The organism is Candidatus Nanopelagicales bacterium (assembly GCA_028687755.1).
Lineage (GTDB): Bacteria > Actinomycetota > Actinomycetes > S36-B12 > S36-B12 > UBA11398.
Genome location: JAQTZL010000010.1, coordinates 1 through 22,667 on the forward strand (window position 1 = coordinate 1; position 22,667 = coordinate 22,667).

The 22,667-nt window shown below is 53.4% G+C and carries 18 protein-coding genes; 3 read left to right on the forward strand and 15 right to left on the reverse strand.

The window, feature by feature from the left end; translation table 11 throughout:
- Positions 1-158: 158 nt before the first annotated feature.
- Positions 159-1,742: a phosphoglycerate dehydrogenase gene (gene serA, locus PHN51_10480; GenBank protein ID MDD2819201.1), complete on the reverse strand. Its 1,584-nt coding sequence runs from the start codon at positions 1,740-1,742 to the stop codon at positions 159-161.
- A 57-nt stretch (positions 1,743-1,799) separates the two neighbouring features.
- Positions 1,800-2,309: an A24 family peptidase gene (locus PHN51_10485; protein ID MDD2819202.1), complete on the reverse strand. Its 510-nt coding sequence runs from the start codon at positions 2,307-2,309 to the stop codon at positions 1,800-1,802.
- Positions 2,310-2,444: 135 nt separating this feature from the next.
- On the opposite strand from PHN51_10485, the gene pilM reads away from it, so the two are divergent.
- On the forward strand, positions 2,445-3,512 hold the full coding sequence (pilM, locus tag PHN51_10490; protein ID MDD2819203.1) for a pilus assembly protein PilM: 1,068 nt from the start codon (positions 2,445-2,447) through the stop codon (positions 3,510-3,512).
- Positions 3,512-3,700, forward strand: coding sequence for a hypothetical protein (locus PHN51_10495; GenBank protein ID MDD2819204.1), 189 nt, complete (start codon positions 3,512-3,514; stop codon positions 3,698-3,700). The genes pilM and PHN51_10495 overlap by 1 nt, the downstream gene beginning before the upstream one ends.
- A 49-nt stretch (positions 3,701-3,749) precedes the next feature.
- Here the strand turns inward: PHN51_10495 and ilvC are convergent, their stop codons facing one another.
- The 6 genes from ilvC to PHN51_10525 all read right to left on the reverse strand — a co-directional run bounded on the left by ilvC (position 3,750) and on the right by PHN51_10525 (position 13,185).
- On the reverse strand, positions 3,750-4,781 hold the full coding sequence (gene ilvC / locus PHN51_10500) for a ketol-acid reductoisomerase (GenBank protein ID MDD2819205.1): 1,032 nt from the start codon (positions 4,779-4,781) through the stop codon (positions 3,750-3,752).
- A gap of 49 nt (positions 4,782-4,830) precedes the next feature.
- Positions 4,831-5,367, reverse strand: coding sequence for an acetolactate synthase small subunit (gene ilvN / locus PHN51_10505; protein ID MDD2819206.1), 537 nt, complete (start codon positions 5,365-5,367; stop codon positions 4,831-4,833).
- Positions 5,367-7,130, reverse strand: coding sequence for an acetolactate synthase large subunit (locus tag PHN51_10510; GenBank protein MDD2819207.1), 1,764 nt, complete (start codon positions 7,128-7,130; stop codon positions 5,367-5,369). Before PHN51_10510 ends, ilvN begins: the two co-directional genes overlap by 1 nt.
- Before the next feature lie 188 nt (positions 7,131-7,318).
- Positions 7,319-8,950 (reverse strand): FAD-dependent oxidoreductase, encoded by a 1,632-nt coding sequence (locus tag PHN51_10515; protein ID MDD2819208.1) that lies wholly within the window; start codon positions 8,948-8,950, stop codon positions 7,319-7,321.
- 40 nt (positions 8,951-8,990) lie between these two features.
- A complete protein-coding gene (gene ilvD, locus PHN51_10520; protein ID MDD2819209.1) occupies positions 8,991-10,838 on the reverse strand; it encodes a dihydroxy-acid dehydratase in 1,848 nt (615 codons plus the stop codon).
- Positions 10,839-10,896: 58 nt separating this feature from the next.
- Positions 10,897-13,185 carry a hypothetical protein gene (locus PHN51_10525; protein MDD2819210.1) on the reverse strand — a complete coding sequence of 763 codons (2,289 nt, stop codon included), beginning with the start codon at positions 13,183-13,185 and terminating at the stop codon, positions 10,897-10,899.
- A gap of 60 nt (positions 13,186-13,245) precedes the next feature.
- On the opposite strand from PHN51_10525, the gene PHN51_10530 reads away from it, so the two are divergent.
- The gene (locus PHN51_10530; GenBank protein ID MDD2819211.1) at positions 13,246-13,884 is read left to right on the forward strand and encodes a response regulator transcription factor; all 639 of its coding nucleotides are present in this window, start codon (positions 13,246-13,248) and stop codon (positions 13,882-13,884) included.
- A 4-nt stretch (positions 13,885-13,888) separates the two neighbouring features.
- On the opposite strand, the gene gatB is transcribed toward PHN51_10530, so the two are convergent.
- Genes gatB through PHN51_10565 form a run of 7 tightly spaced genes read right to left on the reverse strand, consistent with a single transcriptional unit; the run spans position 13,889 to position 22,647 of the window.
- The gene (gene gatB, locus PHN51_10535; GenBank protein ID MDD2819212.1) at positions 13,889-15,415 is read right to left on the reverse strand and encodes an Asp-tRNA(Asn)/Glu-tRNA(Gln) amidotransferase subunit GatB; all 1,527 of its coding nucleotides are present in this window, start codon (positions 15,413-15,415) and stop codon (positions 13,889-13,891) included.
- A complete protein-coding gene (gatA, locus tag PHN51_10540) occupies positions 15,412-16,905 on the reverse strand; it encodes an Asp-tRNA(Asn)/Glu-tRNA(Gln) amidotransferase subunit GatA (protein MDD2819213.1) in 1,494 nt (497 codons plus the stop codon). Before gatA ends, gatB begins: the two co-directional genes overlap by 4 nt.
- A 2-nt stretch (positions 16,906-16,907) precedes the next feature.
- Positions 16,908-17,204 (reverse strand): Asp-tRNA(Asn)/Glu-tRNA(Gln) amidotransferase subunit GatC, encoded by a 297-nt coding sequence (gene gatC, locus PHN51_10545; protein MDD2819214.1) that lies wholly within the window; start codon positions 17,202-17,204, stop codon positions 16,908-16,910.
- Positions 17,201-19,369, reverse strand: coding sequence for an NAD-dependent DNA ligase LigA (gene ligA, locus PHN51_10550; GenBank protein ID MDD2819215.1), 2,169 nt, complete (start codon positions 19,367-19,369; stop codon positions 17,201-17,203). The genes gatC and ligA overlap by 4 nt, the downstream gene beginning before the upstream one ends.
- On the reverse strand, positions 19,362-20,384 hold the full coding sequence (locus PHN51_10555; GenBank protein MDD2819216.1) for a hypothetical protein: 1,023 nt from the start codon (positions 20,382-20,384) through the stop codon (positions 19,362-19,364). The genes ligA and PHN51_10555 overlap by 8 nt, the downstream gene beginning before the upstream one ends.
- On the reverse strand, positions 20,381-21,466 hold the full coding sequence (mnmA, locus tag PHN51_10560) for a tRNA 2-thiouridine(34) synthase MnmA (GenBank protein ID MDD2819217.1): 1,086 nt from the start codon (positions 21,464-21,466) through the stop codon (positions 20,381-20,383). The genes PHN51_10555 and mnmA overlap by 4 nt, the downstream gene beginning before the upstream one ends.
- Positions 21,463-22,647, reverse strand: coding sequence for a cysteine desulfurase family protein (locus PHN51_10565; protein ID MDD2819218.1), 1,185 nt, complete (start codon positions 22,645-22,647; stop codon positions 21,463-21,465). The genes mnmA and PHN51_10565 overlap by 4 nt, the downstream gene beginning before the upstream one ends.
- Between the last annotated feature and the right edge of the window lie 20 nt (positions 22,648-22,667).

Genomic DNA, 22,667 nt, shown 5'->3' on the forward strand with positions numbered 1-22,667 from the left:
TAACAACGCCATGAACTGAATCTGACGCGCAGAAGGGCGCCGTCCCGAAGAACGACGCCCTCTAACTTTGTCTGTCATCGCAACCCCTGCACTACTCAGGTGTTGCATCGACCCCTAGAACCCAAGAATCGCTTCTGGGCCCTTACTTATGTGAATCCTTAGATGAGGCTTACTGCGCGACCTGAGTGCGCATCAATCTCTTTCACGATTGCTTCCAGGGTTGCAGCTGGCGCTGGCTGATCAAGGGTCAACACGATGAGTGCATGACCGGAATCATTGCGAGCTACCTGCATGTTGGCGATGTTCACGCCTGCTTCACCAAGAACGCGGCCAACGACACCAACGACGCCTGGCTTGTCGTGGTAGCGAAGGAATGCAAGTTGATCACTGATTGCGACGTCTATGTCGTAGCCATCAAGTTCAACGAGCTTGCCGATATTACGTGGACCGGTTGATGTTCCCGCAACTTCGACCTTTGAACCGTTTGTCAGCGTTAGACGCACACGGACGAGCGAGCGATGATCGCCACTTTCGCGATTTGTGGTCAAAGCAACTTCTACGCCACGCTGTTCAGCGAGCACCGGAGCATTGACGAATGACACTGGATCATGAACAAGGTTCTGGAAGACACCCTTGAGCGCACTGAGTTCAAGTACGCGAACATCGTGATCAATAACGTCACCAAGTACTTCAACGTCAACACGCTCAACCGCGTCACCTGCCAAGCTGCATGCGATCAGACCGAGCTGCTCAGCAAGTGGAACAAGCGGCTTGATCTGGTCGGCCATTTGGCCACCTTGGACGTTCACTGCGTCAGGTACGAGTTCGCCAGCAAGCGCAAGACGTACTGAGCGAGCAACTGCGATGCCAGCTTTTTCCTGAGCTTCATCTGTTGATGCACCAAGGTGAGGGGTAGCAACAACCTGCTCAAGGCTAAACAAAGGTGAGTCAGTGCAGGGCTCCTTGGCGTATACGTCAACACCTGCGCCCGCAACACGACCGTCAACAATTGCTTCGTACAAAGCCTTTTCATCAACAATGCCGCCACGAGCAGCGTTAATAATGCGCACGGTTGGCTTGACCTTGTGAAGCTCTGCATCACCGATCAGACCAATGGTTTCTGGTGTCTTTGGAAGGTGAACGGTGATGAAATCACTCTCAACCAGAAGGTCATCAAGGGTGACCATGCGGATGCCAAGCTGAGCAGCACGTGCTGGCTGCACGTATGGGTCATAAGCAATGAGTTGCACACCGAAGGCGCTCAAGCGCTGAGCGACCAGAATGCCGATGCGGCCAAGACCAACAACGCCAACCACCTTGTCGGAAAGTTCAACACCGTTGTATTTCGAGCGCTTCCACTCCCCCTTGGTGAGCGCAAGGTTTGCCGGAACGATGTTGCGAGCGCTAGCCAGCAACAAAGCAACTGCGAGCTCTGCAGCCGACACGATGTTTGAGGTTGGAGCGTTGACCACCATGACGCCGGCTTGAGTTGCAGCCTTCACATCGACGTTGTCCAGACCAACACCTGCACGGGCAACAACCTTGAGCTTCTTGGCAGCTGCAAGGGCCTCAGCATCGATTTGAGTTGCTGAACGCACCAAAATGGCGTCTACGTCAGCGATCGCAGGAAGCAAGGCAGCGCGGTCGGCACCATCGCATTCCACGATCTCAAAGTCCGGGCCAAGGGCCTCGACGGTTGCTGGGGACAGTTCTTCGGCGATGAGTACACGTGGTTTAGTCACTGGGTGAGTCTAGCGAGATCACAAGGGGCCTCCGTTCGCGGCTATCCACGCCATCCTTCACCCCAAATGCGCAATAAATTCGCCATGAACCAGCCATGGCCCAAGGGCAAGCGCTACCCAGAAACCTGCAACCAGGAACGGACCAAAGGCAATTGCCGATGACCGTTGCGCCCGCCCGATCACCATCAGCAGACTTGCAAAGATCCCACCAAGGAACCATGCGCAGATAACTCCGACAGCGGCGATCTCCCACCCAAACCACCCAAGGCTTAGGCCCAAAACAGGCGCAAGTTTCACATCGCCAAAACCCATCGCTCTGCCTGAAGTGACCAACCAAACGGAGCCGAGCATCAGGGTCCAGATACCTGCGCCTATGAATGCCTGCGTCCAGCTCCCCCTACCCCCAAGCGCTCCCGCGAGAGCAAGTGCCAAAGTGACGAGCGGGTACAGGCTGAACACGATGCGATTGGGGAGTCGATGCGTGCGGATATCGATAACCACGAGCGCTGTTCCTGCAATACCCCACACACATATCAATGGCAGATACGCCAGTAATTGACTGTTCATCCGGTCAGTATCCGAACAATTTTCGATGGACGCACATCACCATCCACAGGTTCCTGACCGAACTGTGTTCGACTACATGCGAATCGGGTACCGTCCACATGTAGGTAATTTGGACTTGACGCATTAAGGAATCAGATGTCGCGGCTTCACCTCACTCGGCGGGCATCACACGCCGTAGGTGTGCGATTCGAACCCTCGAGAATTCAGGCAGTTGAACTTCACCATTCCCGTGGCTCCATGCGAATAAAACATGCGACTGAAGTTGCATTGCCCGAGGGCGCCATCGTCAATGGCGTAATAACAGATCGAAGCGGGGTAACCAAGGCACTTCGAAAAACTTGGCGGCAAGGTCATTTCACTACCCGCAACGTGGTGTTCAGCGTTGATGGCGCCTCAATCACACTCGAGGACCTTGTAGAGGGTGACCAAATTGACGCACGCACTAATGCTCTCGCAATCCAAATAGCTTCTGAAACATTGATCGATGCTCGACTTACCCCCATTGCCACTGAAGCACTGCCAAGTGCCCTTGCCCGCACTGTGCATAACGTTGCCGACACTGCTCAAATGATTGCTGCGGTCGACATTGCCTCTGACGTTGTCACCGTTGCCTTCGTCAATAATGCTGGACTGCAATTCACAAGGAGTTACGCCAACCAAGGTACCGATATTGCTGCTCTCACTCTTGAGTCCACTTTTGGCATTTCCTTTGAACAGGCGCGTGAACGAATATTTGCAATCACCAGTGAATTAGACAATTCAGTGGAGTGGCAACGCCGCACTCGAGAAATTCTTCACACCTGGAATCACTCAGTTGCCAATCTCTTGGCTGATTGCATTGATCAATATTCTCAAAGTAATCCCGAATCATTGATTACGTTAATTGCGTTGACTGGCGAAGGAAAAGATGTCGCTGACATCACGCACAATTTCCGAACATCGTTTGCATGCAATGTGGTCTGCCTGGATGACTACGCGCTGCCCGTAGCACTCGCTCGCACTTCGGGGTTCACGAGTACTTTGCCCCGAACAAATCTCCTGCCTAGCGCAGTACGCGAAGCAGTGGTTTTGCTTGGCATCAAACGCTGGATTCTCGCGTCTTTCGTGATGCTTGGCATTGCCAGCGTCGCCTTGTGGTTGTACCAGCAGCCACAGCTCAATGACCTCAGTCATCAACTGCAACTCTTGAGGGGCGGGCAGTGATGGAAGATCAGATTGGTCACCCGCGCTTACGCATGATCGGCGGCGGGATTGCACTCTTTATTGCCGTTGCAGCAGCAATTTGGTTTCTCATTCTTGGCCCACGCCAGCAACAAATCACTGATCTCACGAATTACATCGATCAGTTGCAGCAGCACACTTCAGCGCCCCAAGATCCCGCACAAAGCTAATGGCCAGCCCCGAGTGGGACTGGCCATTAGCTCAAATGCTTACTGATGTTTAGCGTGCTGCAGTGCCTTCAACGTAGTCATCACCACGGTTATCAACCCAGCTCATCAAGCCGCGAAGTTCGCGACCAACAGCTTCGATTGGGTGCTTCTCGCCCTTGGCGCGAAGTGCCTTGAACTCTGGGCCACCGGCTGCTTGGTCATCCATGAAGCGTTGAGCAAAGTTGCCATTTTGGATGTCTGCAAGAACAGCCTTCATGTTTTCCTTCACCGAAGGATCAATCACGCGAGGACCTGACACGTAGTCGCCGTACTCCGCAGTGTCAGAAACACTCCAACGCTGCTTAGCAATGCCGCCTTCGTACATGAGGTCAACGATGAGCTTGAGTTCATGCAAGCACTCGAAGTAAGCAACCTCTGGCTGGTAGCCAGCTTCAGTGAGAACCTCGAAGCCGTACATCACGAGCTGGGAAGCACCGCCACACAGCACTGCTTGCTCACCAAAAAGGTCAGTTTCAGTTTCTTCGGTGAATGTGGTCTTGATGCCACCTGCGCGAAGTGAACCAATTGCCTTGGCGTAGCTGAGGGCCAATGGCCAAGCATTGCCAGTTGCATCTTGCTCAACGGCAACGATGGCAGGAACGCCACGACCAGCTGCGTACTCACGGCGAACCAAGTGGCCTGGGCCCTTTGGAGCAACCATGGCGACATCTACGTCAGCAGGTGGCTTAATGAAACCAAAGCGAATGTTGAAACCATGGGCGAAGAAGAGTGCATCGCCAGCCTTGAGGTTTGGTTCGATTGCATCCTTGTAGAGCTTTGCCTGAACAGGGTCCGGCACGAGCACCATGATGACGTCTGCCTCAGCAGCAGCGGTTGACGGATCAACCACGCGCAAGCCAGCTTCTTCAGCCTTGGCACGGCTCTTTGAGCCCTCGGCTAGGCCAACACGGACATCGACGCCTGAGTCACGAAGGGACATAGCGTGGGCGTGACCCTGGCTACCGAATCCGAGCACCGCAACCTTGCGGCCCTGGATGATCGATAGGTCGGCGTCCTTGTCATAGAACAGTTCTGCTGCCACCGGAGGTTCTCCTTGATTGTGTGAAAATTGCGTTAAAGCGCTCCACAGATTACGCGGTGCGCTCCCCTGACTTATCCGCAGGGCGGCTGGACCTATCTGAAATGGAGCGGGAACCGCGGCCAACGGCCACCATGCCCGACTTCACCAATTCTTTGATGCCAAATGGCTCCATCACCTTGAGGAAATCCGTGAGCTTCTCTGGATTTCCGGTGATCTCGATGGTCAATGCCTCAGGAGCCACATCCACGACCTTGGCCTTGAAGAGTTGGACCACTTCGATGACCCGGCTGCGGGAGTCCACATCGGCCTTGACCTTGACCAGCATGATTTCGCGAGAAACCGAAGCCGCAGGGTCAAGTTCAACGATCTTGAGCACGTTAATGAGTTTGTTGAGTTGCTTGGTCACTTGCTCAAGCGGCGAACCGTCGACGTTCACCACAATGGTCATGCGCGAAACATCGGGCACTTCAGTTGGGCCCACAGCCAAGGATTCAATATTGAACCCGCGACGTGAGAACAAACTGGCTACACGAGCAAGAACTCCGGGCTGATCTTGAACCAGCACAGACAGCGTATGACGAGTCATTATTCGTCGCCTCCCCACTCTGGAGCCATAGAACGAGCGAATTGGATTTCATCGTTACTTGCACCTGCTGCAACCATCGGCCACACCATTGCATCCTTGTGAACCACAAAGTCAATAACAACCGGTGCATCATTGAGACTCATGGCTTTTTCGATTGTTGCATCGACCTGATCTTGTGATTCGCAACGAAGACCATGGCATCCATACGCATCGGCTAACTTCACAAAATCCGGGATGCGATGTGAATGCAGATTCGTATTTGAATAACGCTCGTTGTAGAACAAGGTCTGCCATTGACGCACCATGCCAAGGCTGCTGTTGTTGATCAAGGCAACCTTGATGGGAATTTCGTTAATGGAACATGTGACGAGCTCTTGATTGGTCATCTGAAAACAGCCATCGCCATCAATTGCCCACACGGTTTTGTCAGGTACGCCAACCTTTGCGCCCATGGCTGCAGGCACTGCGTAACCCATAGTGCCCAAACCGCCTGAGTTCAACCAGGTATTCGGCTTGTTGTACTTGATGAACTGAGCCGCCCACATTTGATGCTGACCAACGCCAGAAGTGAAGATTGAGTTGTCGCCAGAAATAATTCCAAGACGCTCAATGACATATTGAGGCGACAAGGTGCCATCGGTTGGGAAGTCGTAGCCCAATGGGTAGTCATCACGGATCCGCCCTAACTGAGTCCACCAGCCTTCGTAGTCACCACGATTGTTGTTCGCGAATTCAACTTCAATGGCTGCAACCAGGTCGGGAATGATCTCTGACAAGTCACCCACGATTGGCACATCTGCAAAACGATTCTTTCCGATTTCAGCTGGGTCAATGTCCGCGTGAATCACCGCAGCGTTTGGAGCAAACGTAGAGAGCTTGCCAGTGACGCGATCATCAAAACGTGCCCCGAGGGTGATGAGCAAATCTGACTTTTGCAACGCGCCAACTGCAGCAACAGAACCGTGCATGCCTGGCATACCAAGGTGCAGCATGTGGGTGTCAGGGAATGCGCCACGCGCCATGAGCGTGGTCACCACAGGAATTCCCGTGAGTTCAGCCAAACGTAATAAGGCAGCAGATGCATTCGCACGAATCACGCCACCACCGACGTACAGCACAGGCTGACGCGACTCAACAATCAGACGAGCTGCTTCGCGCACCTGCTTGGCGTGCGGACGCGTGACTGGGTGGTAGCCGGGAAGGTCAACTGACGATGGCCAATCGAACGTGGTGAGTGCCTGAAGCGCATCTTTTGATACGTCGACAAGAACTGGCCCTGGTCGACCTGTTGCAGCAATGTGGAAGGCCTCGGCGACTGCCTGAGGGATCATGTCTGGATTCGTTACCAAGAAACTGTGCTTAGTGATCGGCATCGTGATGCCGCGAATATCTGCTTCCTGGAAGGCGTCGGTGCCGATCGAGGTACTTGCCACCTGACCAGTAATGGCCACCATCGGAACTGAGTCCATATTGGCGTCTGCGATTGGGGTAACCAAATTGGTGGCACCTGGGCCACTGGTTGCCATGCACACACCTACACGACCAGAGGCAGCCGCATAACCTTCCGCAGCATGACCAGCACCTTGCTCATGACGAACCAAAATGTGGCGAATCCGAGTTGAATCCATCAAAGGGTCATACAGGGGAAGGATCGCTCCACCGGGAATACCAAAGACATCGGTCACTCCCGCCGCCTCTAGGGACAGCACGAGGCTCTGGGCGCCCGTGATCTGCTCGCTCATTACTGCCTTCTTCTCTTCGATTCGGGTGAATCGGTCAGGTCGATCTCATAAGAAAACCCCCCGACCCTTGCGGGTAGCGGAGGGAGCGCGCCGGCTAACAATCAGGCGGCGCGCCTCATAACTACAAGTGACGTTGACACAGGAATGAGTTTACTCCCGCAACAGGCCCCTGTCACCCCCCTTTGGGGTGACGCGGGCCACGGCTTGAATTAGCCCCGAGCGGCAGGCGAATGTGACCAAGTTTGGTAGCCACCATCGAGGTTCGACGCCTCAATGCCGAGCTCCCCCAAAAGTGTGGCTGCGGTGTGCCCGCGCTGCCCCACCTTGCAATAGACAATGACGTCTTCCTTAGGTAGTTCACCAAAGCGCTCGCGAAGGTCGTCAACGGGAACATTCACAGCCCCTGGAATGTGCCCACTTTTGAATTCGCTCGCACTACGGACATCGACAACGGTCGCCCCTTGGGCCACTCGGTCAGCTAATTGGCTCCACTGCACTGAAGTTGTCAGCCCAGTGAGGATGTTGTCCGCCATGTAGCCAAGCATGTTCACTGGATCTTTTGCTGAGCCAAACGGTGGAGCGTAGGCAAGTTCAAGATCTGCGAGCTCTGGCGCGGTGATACCTGCACGCATTGCTGTGGCAATCACATCGATGCGCTTATCAACACCTTCACGGCCTACTCCCTGAGCACCAAGGATGTGTTCAGTGTCGGCATCGATCAGCAACTTGAGCATCATCGATTCCGCACCTGGGTAATAGCCCGCATGTGAACCTGGATGTGAATGCAGAACAACGAATGAACGACCAGCAGCCGTGAGCCTTTTTTCATTCCATCCGGTGGTTGCTACTACGAGGTCAAAGACCTTGACGATCGCGGTTCCAATCGTTGGAACTTCACGCACTTTGCGTTCCATGATGTGATCTGCAACGACGCGACCCTGGCGGTTTGCGATATTCGCCAATGGCACGAGCACTGCTTCGCCGTCAAGAGCATCACTCTTTTCCGCAGCGTCACCAATGGCATAGATGAACTTGTCAGATGTGCGATTGAAACCGTCAACCACAATTCCGCCACGTGGCCCTACTTCAACATCAGCTGCTTTTGCCAACGTTGTATCTGGGCGAACACCAATGGCCAAGATGATCAAATCTGCATCGATGCGTTCGCCGTTTGCCAACTCAACGCCAGTCTCAGTAACGGCAGCAAGACCCGAACCTAAGCGCACATCGATGCCATGGTTGCGCAACTCATCAGCTACTGGCAATGCCATTTCTGGGTCAAGCGGCGCCAGCACTTGATCCATGGCTTCGATCAACGTGGTCTTGATACCGCGGTGTACAAGATTTTCAGCTGTTTCCACACCAATAAATCCGCCACCAATCACTACTGCGTGCGAAGGATTGGCTTTGACGGCATTGGCCATCTTGGTTACATCTTCGATTGTGCGAAGCGTGAGCGCGCGTTCAATGCCAGGCAGCGGCGGAACGATTGGCGAGGCCCCTGGGCTGAGTACCAAGTAGTCATATGGCAGGTCATAGGACTGTCCGTCAACTAAATTCTTGACCGTCACCGTTTTAGCGCCACGATTAATTCCAGAGACTTCACTCAAGATTCGCACATCGAGGCGGAAGCGGTCGTGCAAACTTTCTGGTGTTTGCAAGAGTAGATCTTGTCGCTCTGAGATGACACCGCCTACAAAATACGGCAGTCCGCAGTTTGCATACGAGACGTAGCCACTGCGTTCGATCACAATGATCGATGCTGTTGGGTCTAGACGACGAAGACGAGTAGCTGCAGACATGCCGCCCGCTACTCCACCAATGATGACGATTTGTTTCATGGCAAAAGCATACCCCTAGGGGGTATATAAATCAAGTACATCAGTCGAGTCGACTGACATCCCGGACCGCCCCGGTGTCAGCCGAGGTCACCATTGCTGCGTAGGCCCGCAATGCCGGCGAAACCACGCGATCGCGACCTATTGGCTTATAAGCATCGGCACCCTTGGCTTCCATCGCTGCACGCCGGGCGGCGAGTTCCTCATCAGCAACATCGAGCCGGATCACGCGAGCTGGGATATCGATGATGATGGTGTCGCCTTCTTCAACCAACGCGATTGTTCCGCCGCTGGCAGCCTCAGGTGAGACGTGACCAACTGACAAACCGGAAGTTCCGCCAGAGAACCTGCCATCAGTGATCAGCGCGCAGGCCTTACCCAAGCCCTTGGACTTGATGAATGACGTTGGGTACAGCATTTCTTGCATGCCTGGACCACCGCGAGGGCCCTCATAGCGAACGATGACGCAATCACCGGCAACGATCTTGTTATTAAGGATGCCTTCAACTGCTTCATCTTGACTGTGGAAGATGCGCGCTGGACCAGAGAAAGTCAACAACTCCTCTGCAACTCCAGCGGTTTTCACGATGCATCCATCAACTGCCAAGTTTCCAAAGAGCACCGCCAAACCGCCGTCTTGAGAAAATGCATGCTCCTTGTTACGGATAACACCGCCTACACGGTCTGTGTCAACGGAGTCGTAACGACGGTCCTGAGAAAAGGCCACCTGCGTTGGCACCCCGCCAGGAGCGGCGCTGAAAAACTTATGGACTTCTGGGTCTGTTGTTTGCGCGATATCCCACTTCGCCAAGGCCATTGCCATTGTTGGTTCGTGAATCGTTGGCAACTCTGTGTGCAACACACCCGCACGATCGAGCTCACCAAGAATCGCCATCACACCACCCGCGCGGTGAACGTCTTCCATATGCACGGTTTGCACCGCAGGAGCCACCTTCGAAAGGTTTGGCACCTTGTGCGAAAGCCGATCGATATCGGCCATGCGGAACGGAACACCAGCTTCGGTCGCTGCAGCAAGAAGATGGAGCACAGTGTTCGTTGAGCCACCCATCGCAATGTCAAGGGCCATAGCATTTTCAAAGGCATCAAACGTTGCTATCGAACGTGGAAGAACTGACTCGTCATCTTCCTCGTAGTAACGCTTGGTGATCTCAACGATCAAACGACCCGCGCGCAAGAACAGTCCCTTGCGATCAGCGTGAGTCGCCAGCATCGAACCGTTGCCGGGCAATGACAAGCCCAGCGCTTCAGTCAGGCAGTTCATCGAGTTAGCGGTGAACATGCCCGAGCAGGATCCACAGGTTGGGCAAGCGGAACGTTCCATGCGCTCGATATCAGCATCGGAGTTCTTTTCGTCGCCCGCTTCGATCATCGCGTCGATGAGGTCCACTGCTCGAGTGGTATCACCCCATTGCACCTTGCCGGCTTCCATCGGGCCACCGGAAACAAAAACAACGGGAATATTGAGGCGAAGTGCTGCCATCAGCATGCCCGGCGTGATCTTGTCGCAGTTTGAGATACACACCATGGCGTCTGCCGTATGCGCGTTGACCATGTATTCAACTGAGTCTGCAATGAGATCCCGACTTGGCAATGAATAGAGCATGCCCGCGTGACCCATCGCGATGCCATCGTCGATAGCAATGGTGTTGAACTCTTTGGCGACACCGCCAGCAGCCTCGATCTCACGAGCAACCAACTGGCCCATGTCTTTGAGGTGCACGTGGCCAGGGACGAACTGAGTAAACGAGTTCACAACCGCGATGATTGGCTTACCAAAGTCGCTATCGCCCATGCCCGTTGCGCGCCAGAGTGCACGGGCACCTGCCATATTGCGGCCATGGGTTGAGGTGCGTGAGCGGTACATTGGCATAACTGGCCTACCTATCTCGTGGAATTCAAAGGTGCGCCCTCTAAGGGTAATCGCAACCCTAGGCTCGGGCACTCCCCCTCGGGCTTCTTGAGGGCCAAACCTCGATGGCGCGACTCAAAATGACTGCGTAGGCGCTTTCACCGACTTCTCGATCCTCGCCTTCCTCAACCTGAAGGGCTACATCTCCAAATTCTTGTCGTTCACCAGGGCTCAGCCCTACTTCACGCAAACTGTTGCGCTCTACCGTCAGCACCAGATGGTCTTCTACGCCATCGGTAAACACTTGTACTTGGGTTCGTTGTGTTCGGTTGGCCACCAGTAGGGAGTACAAGAGTGAATGGAGATTTGCATCAATTGGTCGACTGTCATGTGATGAAACCATGGCCTTCACCCGTGTTCTGATTCCTAGATCTGCTACTTCTTCAACCAGTGACCTCATCAGCACCGCAAACGATCCATCTCGTTCAGAATCAACCTGGATCGCTGCACGAATGCGACCATCTTGAACTTCTAATTCATTTCGCAGTTCATCGGTCAATTCACTTCCATTAGCGATCATTTCTAAAACTTCAAGTGCCGAAGAAATCGCATCATCGAGCTGCGCATTGACTTCTTGCGCCGCCTGCGCCCGCGAGCGTTCTGCAATTTCCAAGAGACGTAATGCTCGAGATCGATCTGCAGCTTTGCGATATGCCTTTGCTCCTACGAAAGAAACAATCAAAATGATTGGCAGCACAACAAGTGAATTCAGTAGAGCCAAGGCAACTGAATCACGACAGTTGGCAGAGAAACTCATCACAACGTTCCACCCACCAATAGCCCAAACAGCAAGCCCAACACTGCCAGCCAAACGACCACTCCAGGCCGAGATGATCATCACAGTGAAACCTGAAATTGTCAGAACAGGCGAAATGAACCCACTGTCACTACATGCAAATTCAGTTCTCACTAAAAATGTAGGAACAAGTGCTGGCAACAGCACCAAAAGCGCACCCAGCCACGACTTAAGCCGGTATCGGCGAACAACTATTGCGGCAGCGATCGCTATTCCCGCAAGTCCAAGCCATGCACTGATTTCAGTAATTCCTTGATCCAAGAACATGAGATGGATGAAATAGATGGATCCAACTACCGACATAGCAGCCAACGGAGAAGTAACAAGCAGCCGAGCCTTATCAAAGGGCGGGAATCCAACCGCTTGACTGTGAGGTGAAGTGGAGTCGTGATTAGCCAGATGTATTTCTATGAACGACTTTGCGCGTCCATCTGAAATCTTCTGCGTGGCGAACCTCGCTCCTATTGAATCCAGGGACTGCTCCACCACGGTTGTACGACCGATTCCAGGAACGCTTTTTTCATCTACTGGCGCACCGCCCTCAAGGCAGATGATCACACTTGCTTCCGGGGTGACTTCCATTGACAGCTCAACGCGCTTGTCTACTGAATGTCGATCAATATTTCGCATTAACTCAACGATTGCAGCCCTCAATGATTCAAATACTTCACGTTCGAGTTCGACGTCAGGAACGCTTCCAACCACGGAAACCGAAAGGTGCTCAAAATTTGCAAAGGCCACCTCTTGGATGAGGTCAGCGGTGCTGGGCCCATGATCCCAGACACGTGACCTGCGGCCAGAAGATGCAAGCGCAATTTCCTCATTGAGTCGACTTCCGTCAATTGACGTTGTTAGGAGTGCATACCTCACAGTGTTCAGTACTGACTCATGAACATAGGTAGCCGCCACACGCCAAGCGCGTGCTCGTTCCTGTAACTCAAACGAACGACTCGTTTCTAATTCGAGATCTTCGGTGAGTTGATCGCCGGTACGGGCTTCGTTCTTCAAGGTGTTCCAAGCCCACCAAAGTGCCGCAGATCCGCCTATCAACTGCCCGAAGACCACCCATCCACCGAAAATTTCAAGCGCTCCTGGCACAACAACGTTGGGGTGCGTTCGCCAAGCAATGAGCGTGACTGTTGCCGCAACTGGAATGCACAACAGCCCAATTTTTTGGGAGGTCAGTGCAATCAAGAAATACCCCAGCCAACTGGACAGAGTGGTCAATGCCAGCCAGGTCGGTGATGTCTCTGGAGCCACAAATGCACACAAAAGAAAGAACGACTGACCAAGGGGAAACAGCCAGAGTAGTTGTGTATTTCCACTGGTAACGATCGCAACTACGAACAGACAAACACCGATCAGTACTAAAACATGTTCGGTCGCACTTAAGAACGTCCATTGATATCGCGCAATGATGAGCGTTGTACTGATCCATACAACCGAGCCCGCGATCATCAACCAGCGACGAGTAGACATCAATGCGTCGGACTCAGTGGCCTTGATCGTCATTACTTGCACCTTTGATGGTTGGCATCGGGCATTAAGTCTGTAAACTAATGAAAGGCAAACATGAAGACTACGCCGAGTTTCATCATTCTGGAGGACCATCCGCTGGTCCGTGAAGCGCTAGCGGAAAGGCTTGTCTCCCATTTCCGGGACATGGCTATGGCGTATTCAGGCTCATCAATTGAGGCTGCGCTCGATCACCTTGAACAGTCGCCCGTTGATTGCGTCATCCTTGATCTTGACCTGAATGACAACAATTCGCCCCTGAACAACATCTTGGCGCTGGTCGAGTACTCCTCCCCCGTGCTCATCGTGAGTGCACTTGGCGATTCCGCAACGATCCGATCCGCACTCGCCATGGGTGTGAAGGGATATGTTTCCAAGCAGGCCGAAAGTGCGCAGCTCATCGAAGCCATCGAGGCCATCTTGCGCGGCGAGGAGTACACCTCCCCTGAAGTGGCCACCGCATTGCTCTCGGCCAAAGGGCCACAGGTAAAACTTTCCGATCAAGAGCGTCGCGCAATGGTGCTGTATGCATCAGGCCTGAAAATGACCAGTGTTGCTCGCCAGATGGGTATCACTGCAGGAACGGCCGATGAGTACATCAAGCGAGTCCGCGCGAAGTACCGCAAATCAGGAATTGCCGTCTCAACAAAAACAGACCTCTACCGCGTGGCACAGTCCGAAGGCTTGATTCCTTAAAGAATTATTCGGTGACCCCAAGGCGCTCAAGGAGCAATGCTCGAACCTTGGCAGCATCTGCTTGACCCTTGGTTGCTTTCATCACAGCGCCCACTACTGCACCAGCAGCTTGGATCTTGCCGCTCAGAATTTTCTCTGCGACATCAGGAGCTGCTGCGAGTGCTTCATCAATTGCCGCAAGCAGCGCTCCATCGTCACTGACGACAGCCAACCCACGAGTTGCGATGATTTCTTCTACCGTGCCCTCGCCGGCGAGAACGCCTTCAAATACCTGACGAGCGAGCTTGTCATTAAGCGCACCGGAAGCAATGAGCGATTCAACTTGCTGAATGTCTTGTGGCGTCACACTCAACGCTTCAAGCTCAATGCCCTGTTCATTAGCCACACGCAGCAATTCACCGGTCCACCATTTACGCGCCGCAACCGAGTCAACGCCGATAGCGATGGTGGCTTCCACGAGATCAAGTGCACCCGAGTTTGCAAGCGAAGCCAACTCAAAGTCGTTGATGTTCCATTCTTCTTTCAAACGCGCACGCTTGACCGATGGCATTTCCGGCAAACTTGCACGAAGTTCTTCGACCCAGTCCAGGCTTGGCGCTACTGGGACAAGGTCTGGCTCAGGGAAATAGCGGTAATCCTCAGCCTGTTCCTTTGATCGACCACTCGTCGACCGACCTGTGTCTTCATGGAAGTGACGGGTTTCTTGAATTACTCGCCCGCCATTATCCAAAACTGACGCCTGACGTTCGATTTCACTTCGCACTGCGCGTTCAACGGAACGCAGCGAGTTTACGTTCTTGGTTTCACTGCGGGTGCCCCAGCCATCGCCAGGCTTGTTCAGTGAAAGGTTAACGTCGCAACGCATGGAACCCTCCTCCATGCGCACATCTGAAACACCAAGAGCTCGCATGACATCGCGCAGCTCCTTCACGTAAGCCTTGGCTACTTCTGGCGCAAGCGAACCTGTGCCAATCACCGTTTTCGTCACGATTTCAATTAAAGGAATGCCAGCACGGTTGTAGTCAACAAGTGAGTACTCAGCGCCATGAATACGGCCTGTTGCTCCACCTGTGTGCGTGAGCTTGCCCGTGTCTTCCTCCATGTGTACGCGTTCAATTTCAACACGAAACACCTGCGGCCCATCAGGAGTATCTACTGTGACATCGAGGTAGCCGTCGTAACACAAAGGCTCGTCGTACTGACTGATCTGGTAATCCTTGGGCATATCTGGATAGAAATAATTCTTACGAGCAAAGCGACACCATTGCGCAATATTGCAGTTCAGCGCTAACCCAATACGAATTGTTGACTCAACAGCAACGCGGTTCACCACGGGCATTGATCCAGGCAACCCAAGGCACACAGGGCATACCTGGGTGTTGGCATCTGAACCGAAATCCGTTGAGCAGCCGCACCACATCTTGGAGTTGGTGCCGAGTTCAACGTGCGTTTCGATACCAATGATTGGCTCGTAGCGACTCATTGCCTCATCAAAAGGGATGTACACATCACCGTGCGAAGTAGTGGTCATAGCGCTGGAGCCTCCTCGATCAACAGATGCCCCCATTTATCAGTGAGCGCTGCTTCCAAAGCGCCACCGGCGAGGTAAAGACGATCATCGGCCATTGCTGGCGCCATTATTTGGAAACCAACAGGCAAACCATCTTCAGGTGCAAGGCCAATGGGTAACGACATTGCACCGATGCCAGCAAGGTTCACCGGAATGGTCGCCACGTCATTGAGATACATCGCAATTGGATCATCAAGCTTTTCACCCAATTTGAATGCCGTGGTTGGAGCAGTTGGTGACACCAATACATCGACCTTCTCAAAGGCTGCGTTGAAGTCACGAGTAATGAGTGTGCGTACCTTTTGCGCTTGACCGTAATACGCGTCGTAGTACCCACTCGACAATGCATAGGTTCCCAACATGATTCGTCGCTTCACTTCCGGGCCAAAACCTGCCTCACGAGTCATCGACATCACTTGCTCAACGCCATTGTTGCCGTCGTCACCAACACGAAGGCCGTAACGCATGCCGTCAAAACGTGCCAAGTTACTTGAAGCCTCAGACGGAAGAATCAGGTAATACGCACCGAGGGCGTATTCAAAACTTGGGCAGGACACTTCGATGACTTCTGCGCCGAGACCTTGCAAGATCTCTAATGCCTCTGCATATCGTTGAGAAACACCAGCCTGGTAGCCGTCGCCGCCCAGTTCCTTCACCACACCAATCTTCATGCCACGTACATCAGCACGCTGGGCAGCTGCAACGACATCAGGAACCGCTGCATTAATCGATGTTGAATCCATTGGGTCATAACCAGCAATTGCTGCATGGAGTAATGCTGTGTCCAGAACGGTTCGAGCACACGGACCAGGTTGATCAAGTGAGGAAGCCAAGGCGATCTGGCCGTAACGTGAAACACCGCCGTACGTTGGCTTCACCCCGACAGTTCCGGTTACTGATGCTGGTTGGCGAATTGATCCGCCGGTATCAGTGCCTATGGCAAGAGGCGCCTCAAAGGCCGCAAGGGCCGCGGCTGAACCGCCACCGGAACCGCCAGGAATGCGGTCCAAGTCCCAAGGGTTATGTGTTGCGCCATAGGCCGAATGCTCGGTTGATGAACCCATCGCGAATTCATCCATGTTGGTTTTACCAAGAATGACAATGTCTGCTGCTCGCAAACGCTGGACCACTGTTGAGTCATAGGGCGGGCGCCAGCCCTCAAGAATCTTTGAACCAGCAGTTGTTGGCTCGCCTTTCATGGCCAACACATCTTTCAAACCAAGAGGTACACCTGCGAGTGGACTCAGTGGTGCGCCAGAAGCAACCTTTGCGTCTACTGCCTTGGCTTGGTCGAGTGCTGATTGTGCATTGACGTGCAAAAAAGCATGCACTTTGCCGTCAACAGCCGAAATCCGATCCAAGTGCGCTTGTGTTACTTCAACCGCAGAAACTTCTTTTGTTGCGATGGCGTTTGCCAACACTGAGGCATTTTGGCGAATGAGGTCACTCATGATTACTCCTCATCCAAAATACGTGGAACACGGAAGCGGTCATCCTCAGTTGCCGGAGCCGCCGCTAGGGCTTCTTCACGAGTCAAGCTCGGCTTGACCACGTCGTCGCGAAAAACATTGACCATCGGAATTGGATGTGACATCGGTGGGATGTCATCGGCAGCCACCTCAGAAATACGGGCAACTGATTGCAGAATCACATCAAGTTGCTCGGAATAGTGGTCGAGTTCAGATTCAGTGAGTTCGAGGCGGGCTAACCGGCCTAGGTGAGCAACATCGGCCCTGCTGATCGAGGTCATTGCTCAATCTTATTGAGCGCAGCCTGGAACCCTTCAGCCAGCAAGACCTTGAATCCTTCGAGTCCGATCACTGGGATTCCAAGGCTCTCTGCCTTGTCCAGTTTGGAGCCCGCATTCGCTCCCGCAACGAGGAGTTGCGTCTTTTTGGACACTGATCCGGTGACTTTGGCTCCTAGGGAGCTCGCCGCTGCTTCTGCCCCATCTCGAGTGAAGCCTTCTAGTGACCCTGTGATCACCATGACCAATCCAGCTAGCGGCTGAGGTCCAGTGTCAATGACTTCATCCGCCATCCGAACGCCAGCCTCACGCCACTTATGAATGACGTCAACGCGCCAATCTTCAGCGAACCACTCGGCGATCGCTTCAGCCGTGATCTGCCCGATGCCTTCTACTTGGGCCAGTTGTTGCGTCGTTGCATGTTGCAAAGCATCCATGCTGGTGAAGACCTTGGTGATTGCTTGCGCTGTGGGTGGGCCAACATGCCGAATAGAAAGTGCGACCAGAACCCGCCACAGTGGTTGTTGCTTGGCAACTTGCAGTTGCTCAAGGATCGCTTTCGCATTTTCGCTGAGCTTTCGATCTGAATCCTTAGTGAAATAGTCACTGGTACGGAAATCTTCTTCGGTGAGATTAAATAAATCTCCCTCGTCTTGCACAAGCCCTGATTCAAGGATTGCGATTGCCGATTTTTCGCCGAGGCCTTCGATATCCAATGCTTTACGGCTACCAATATTTGCAAGGCGTTCCATCAACTGACCTGGGCAACTTCGCGCATTTGGGCAACGCAGGTCCTTGTCACCTTCGGTTTCAGGTTTCAATTCGGTGCCACAGTCAGGGCAATGCGTCGGCATCACGAATGCACGCTCATCACCCGTCCGTAATTCAAGAACAGGACCCAGCACCTCAGGAATCACATCACCGGCCTTGCGCAAAAAGACCATGTCACCAATGAGTACACCCTTGCGCGCAACTTCGAACCCATTGTGCAAGGTGGCCATCGCAACCGTTGATCCAGCTACTTTCACTGGTTCCATGACCGCAAATGGAGTAACACGACCGGTGCGGCCCACGTTGACTTGTATATCCAGTAACCGAGTGCGCACGACTTCGGGAGGATATTTATAAGCAATTGCCCACCGTGGCGCACGAGATGTCTCACCAAGTTCACGCTGGTCGGTCATGTCGTCGACTTTGATGACGATGCCATCAATCTCATGTGCGACGTCGTGGCGATGCTCGCCGTAGTAAGCGATGAACTCTCGCGCACCATTGGCATCCTCGTGCACCTTGAAATGCTCACTCGTAGGTAGGCCAAGATTTTTCAGAATTTCATAGGCCTGACTTTGGCGTTCGAGTTCAATCCCCGTGACTGCACCGATCCCATGCACGGTGAAATGCAACTCCTGCAATCTGCGCACGGAACGATCAAGTTCTGCCTGCAACTTGGAAACTCGCTGCTGTTGACGATCTGAAACGGAATCTTTTTGCGCTTCAGCCAGATCTTGCTCGCGCTTATCAATACGTTGACGAAGACTGCCTGCGGCAGCGTTGCGAGGGTTAGCAAACAGCGACAATCCTTGATCGCTTTGCTCGGAGTTCAGTTGATCAAAGGATGCATTGGTGAAAAAGACTTCACCACGCACTTCAATTAACGCCGGGATTGGCACACCTTTCGTGGCTTTCAAAGCCTTTGGGATCGCTGCAATAAATGCTGCGTTATAGGTGACATCCTCACCAACTCGTCCGTCACCACGAGTCGCAACAGATTTAAGTTTGCCTTGCTCATACACCGCATCAATGGCAAGGCCATCGATTTTGAGTTCACATAACAAACTTGGAAACTTGCTCAGTGACTTTTCGGTGCGAGCGAACCAAGCATCAAGTTCTTCAGCATCAAAGACGTTATCGAGCGAGTACATGCGCTGCAGGTGTTCAACCGGCGTGAACATATCCCCCGCCGCACCGCCAACTGCCATCGTCGGCGAATCCTGAGTCTGCAAAATTGGAAATTTTGCTTCCAAAGCAATCAACTCGTTAAAGAGTGTGTCGTACTCAAGATCGTCAATCGTTGGATTGTCTTGCTCGTAATACGCACGTCGCGCGTCCTCGATTTGACCAACAAGTGCAGACCAACGCAATTGAGCTTCGTGGGGAACGTCACTCATGTGAGTCCTCATTGCGTAGCACTCGGCCTGCGCGTTTAGCTGCGTCATACGCAGAGCGCGTTTGCACCCAAGAAGCGCCCGCACACCCACACCTCGGAGTCATCACTACAGATGCCATGTGCTCAGCATCCTCCAACCCGAGGTGGTGAGCCAGATTTCTCAAGGGCGCACTTGCAGTCGTGTCGCTCATGCGACGCTCACCCAGGAGGAACGGATCGATACAGCCAGCAAAAAGGCCAAGGCCTTGTTCCCAGGCCTCACCCATTGCGTCTTCGTCGATCCGCCCAAGGGTGAGATCAATACTGAAAAATTTTGCACCCGCATCGGTCATCACCCGCAGGGGTGGGTTGGCAGCACAACAATGAATTCCACTCAGCACGTTCGGGACTGCGTTGAGCACTGCACGCAGTGCATCTTGCACAACTGGTGGATCAACGGGATCAAAACGCGAAAGGCCACTGACACTTCCCAGTGTTCCGTTCAGCACTGCAGGCAATCCAGGTTCATCAACCTGGAGCACCACTGTCGCCTTTGGGAAGCGGCGAGCCAGATCTTCAACGTGAATACGCGCTGCTTCAGATAACGCTCCTGCCAAGTCACGACAGGCACCGCTGTCACGAAGAATGCGTTCACCGCCCGCGAGTTCAACACTGGCAGCCATAGTCCAAGGGCCAACGATCTGCGTCTTGATTGGGCCTGCGTAATCCTGCCCAAACTCTTCAATGGCATCAAGATCTTCATCAACCCAGGAGATGGCTCTTTTCATTACCCGACTTAATCCATCGGTGATTCGCCACCCATCAGCAGTGGTTTCCAACCCAAAGTCAGCACCCACTGCATGAAGTAATCCGCCCGTGCGCCCAATCAAGTCCCCGCCAGGTCCGCGATTGGGCAATTCTGGAACATGGAGGAATTCAGGTAACTCACCAGCGACAACCCGCGCTGCATCGCGTGCACTCTCACCTGGCAATGAACCTACGCCTGTTGCTGCGCCCAAATCCCACGGAAAACTCACGTGCGAACTACTCGCCGCGTTCGCTCGATGGTCGCCGAACCAATCACGCGAGTGCCATCGAATAACACAACACCCTGGCCGGTCGCTAGCCCACGAATTGCTTCATCAAGGTCAACCACAAGTTCGCCGTCAACTATGCGAGCTTTCGCTGGTACGGGTGCACCATGGGCTCTCACCTGAGCAAAGCACTGCAAGGCATTTTCTTCTATTGGTCCGTTTGTCCACGTGGGCCGCACACCAATAATTTGATCAACATCAAGCAACACAGGTGGCCCTACAAATACTTTGCGTGTGGCAATGTCAACATCAACGACATAACGCGGCTTTCCATCCGCCGCCGGTACTCGCAGATCTAATCCGCGACGCTGACCAATCGTGTAGCCAAATGCGCCTTCATGGTCAGCAATGACTTGACCAGTTTCGATATCAATGATTTCACCCGGCTGATCGCCAAGTTTTGAACGCAGAAATCCTGCTGTGTCACCATCAGGAATAAAGCAGATGTCATGACTGTCAGGCTTCTTAGCCGTCAGCAAACCTCGCTGCTCGGCCTCAACACGAATTTCCACCTTGGTGTTTGCACCGAGAGGAAAAAGCGAGCGCTCAAGTTGCCACTGCTCCAACATGCCCAAGACATATGACTGATCTTTTTCTGGGTCAACGGCACGATGGAGTTCCTTACCCAATGGTCCATCAATGACCTGCGCATAATGACCTGTAGCTACTGCATCGAACCCAAGGTCAATTGCGCGATCCAACAGTGCAAGAAACTTGATTTTCTCGTTACAACGCAGGCATGGATTAGGCGTATGACCGTTGCTATATTCCTCGAGGAAGTTATTCATGACTTCTTCGCGAAATTGCTCAGATAGATCCCAGACATAGAACGGGATATCGAGCTTGTCAGCAACACGCCTGGCATCACGTGCGTCGTCTAGCGTGCAACATCCACGCGATCCCGGCACGCTCGAAGATTTTGAAAGTGCCAGGTGTACACCTGTAACTTCATGACCCGCATCAACCATGCGCGCTGCTGTGACAGAAGAGTCAACTCCACCGGACATTGCCGTCAATACCTTCATGAACGACTCCGCACTTGCCCTGCACGACTTGCACGGTCCACTACCCCTGGCAGCACTTCAAGTAGGCGATCAACATCGGCTACTGTCGAATCGGAACCAAGCGAGAATCGCAACGATCCCCTTGAGGCTCGCGGTTCTGCACCCATTGCCAGCAATACGTGACTTGGTTCAGGAATTCCAGCCGTGCAGGCCGATCCCGTTGAACAATCAATTCCTGCTGCATCAAGCAACATCAACAGAGCGTCACCTTCACATTCATCGAAGGTGAAATGCGCATTTGCAGGCAGTCGCTGATCGCTCTTCAAGTCCGATTCACCATTGAGGCGAGCAGCAGGAACAGATGCAAGCACACGTTCAACAAGGTCGTTTCGCAATGCTTGAACTCGCGAGGCAAATGCCGCTTGCTGCTCGACCGCATGGCGTACAGCTACTGCAAAACTCGCAATGCCTGCGGCATCAAGGGTGCCTGACCTAATCTCGCGCTCATGGCCACCGCCATGAAGAAGAGGGGTCGGTTTGATATCAGGATCAAGAATGAGTGCACCAACACCAAACGGTCCACCAATCTTGTGTGCCGTAATGGTGACTGCAGACGCACGAAGCTGCGTCAAGTTCATTGGCAACTGTCCAAGCACTTGTACTGCATCCGTATGAAATGCGACTCCATGCGCGCGACACATTTCAGCAAGCTCAAAGACCGGCTGAACCGTGCCTACTTCATTATTCGCCCACATGACTGTGACTAGCGCAATATCTTGCGTGGTTACTGCTTTCGCCACTTCATCCAGATCGATTCTGCCCAGCGGGTCAACGTTGACCCACTGAACCTTGGCTCCCTGATGCTCTCCAAGCCAGGTAACGGGATCAAGGACAGCATGGTGCTCAACGCTCGATGCAACTATGCCGTTCTTTCCCAATTCTTGACCTCGCCAGAACAAACCTTTGACTGCGAGATTGTCAGCTTCAGTTCCTCCGCCCGTGAAGATCACTGCACTTGGACGGGTGACCAGATCAGCCGCGATACTCTCGCGCGCCTCTTCAACAATTCGGCGAGTTCGACGGCCGGAATCATGCAGGGATGAGGGGTTGCCCACGAGCGAACTGACCTCAAGCCAGCGCTCTTGCGCCTGCGGCAACATGCGCGTTGTCGCGGCGTGATCGAGGTAGCTGCGGGGTTTCACAACTCCCGATGGTAGTGCTC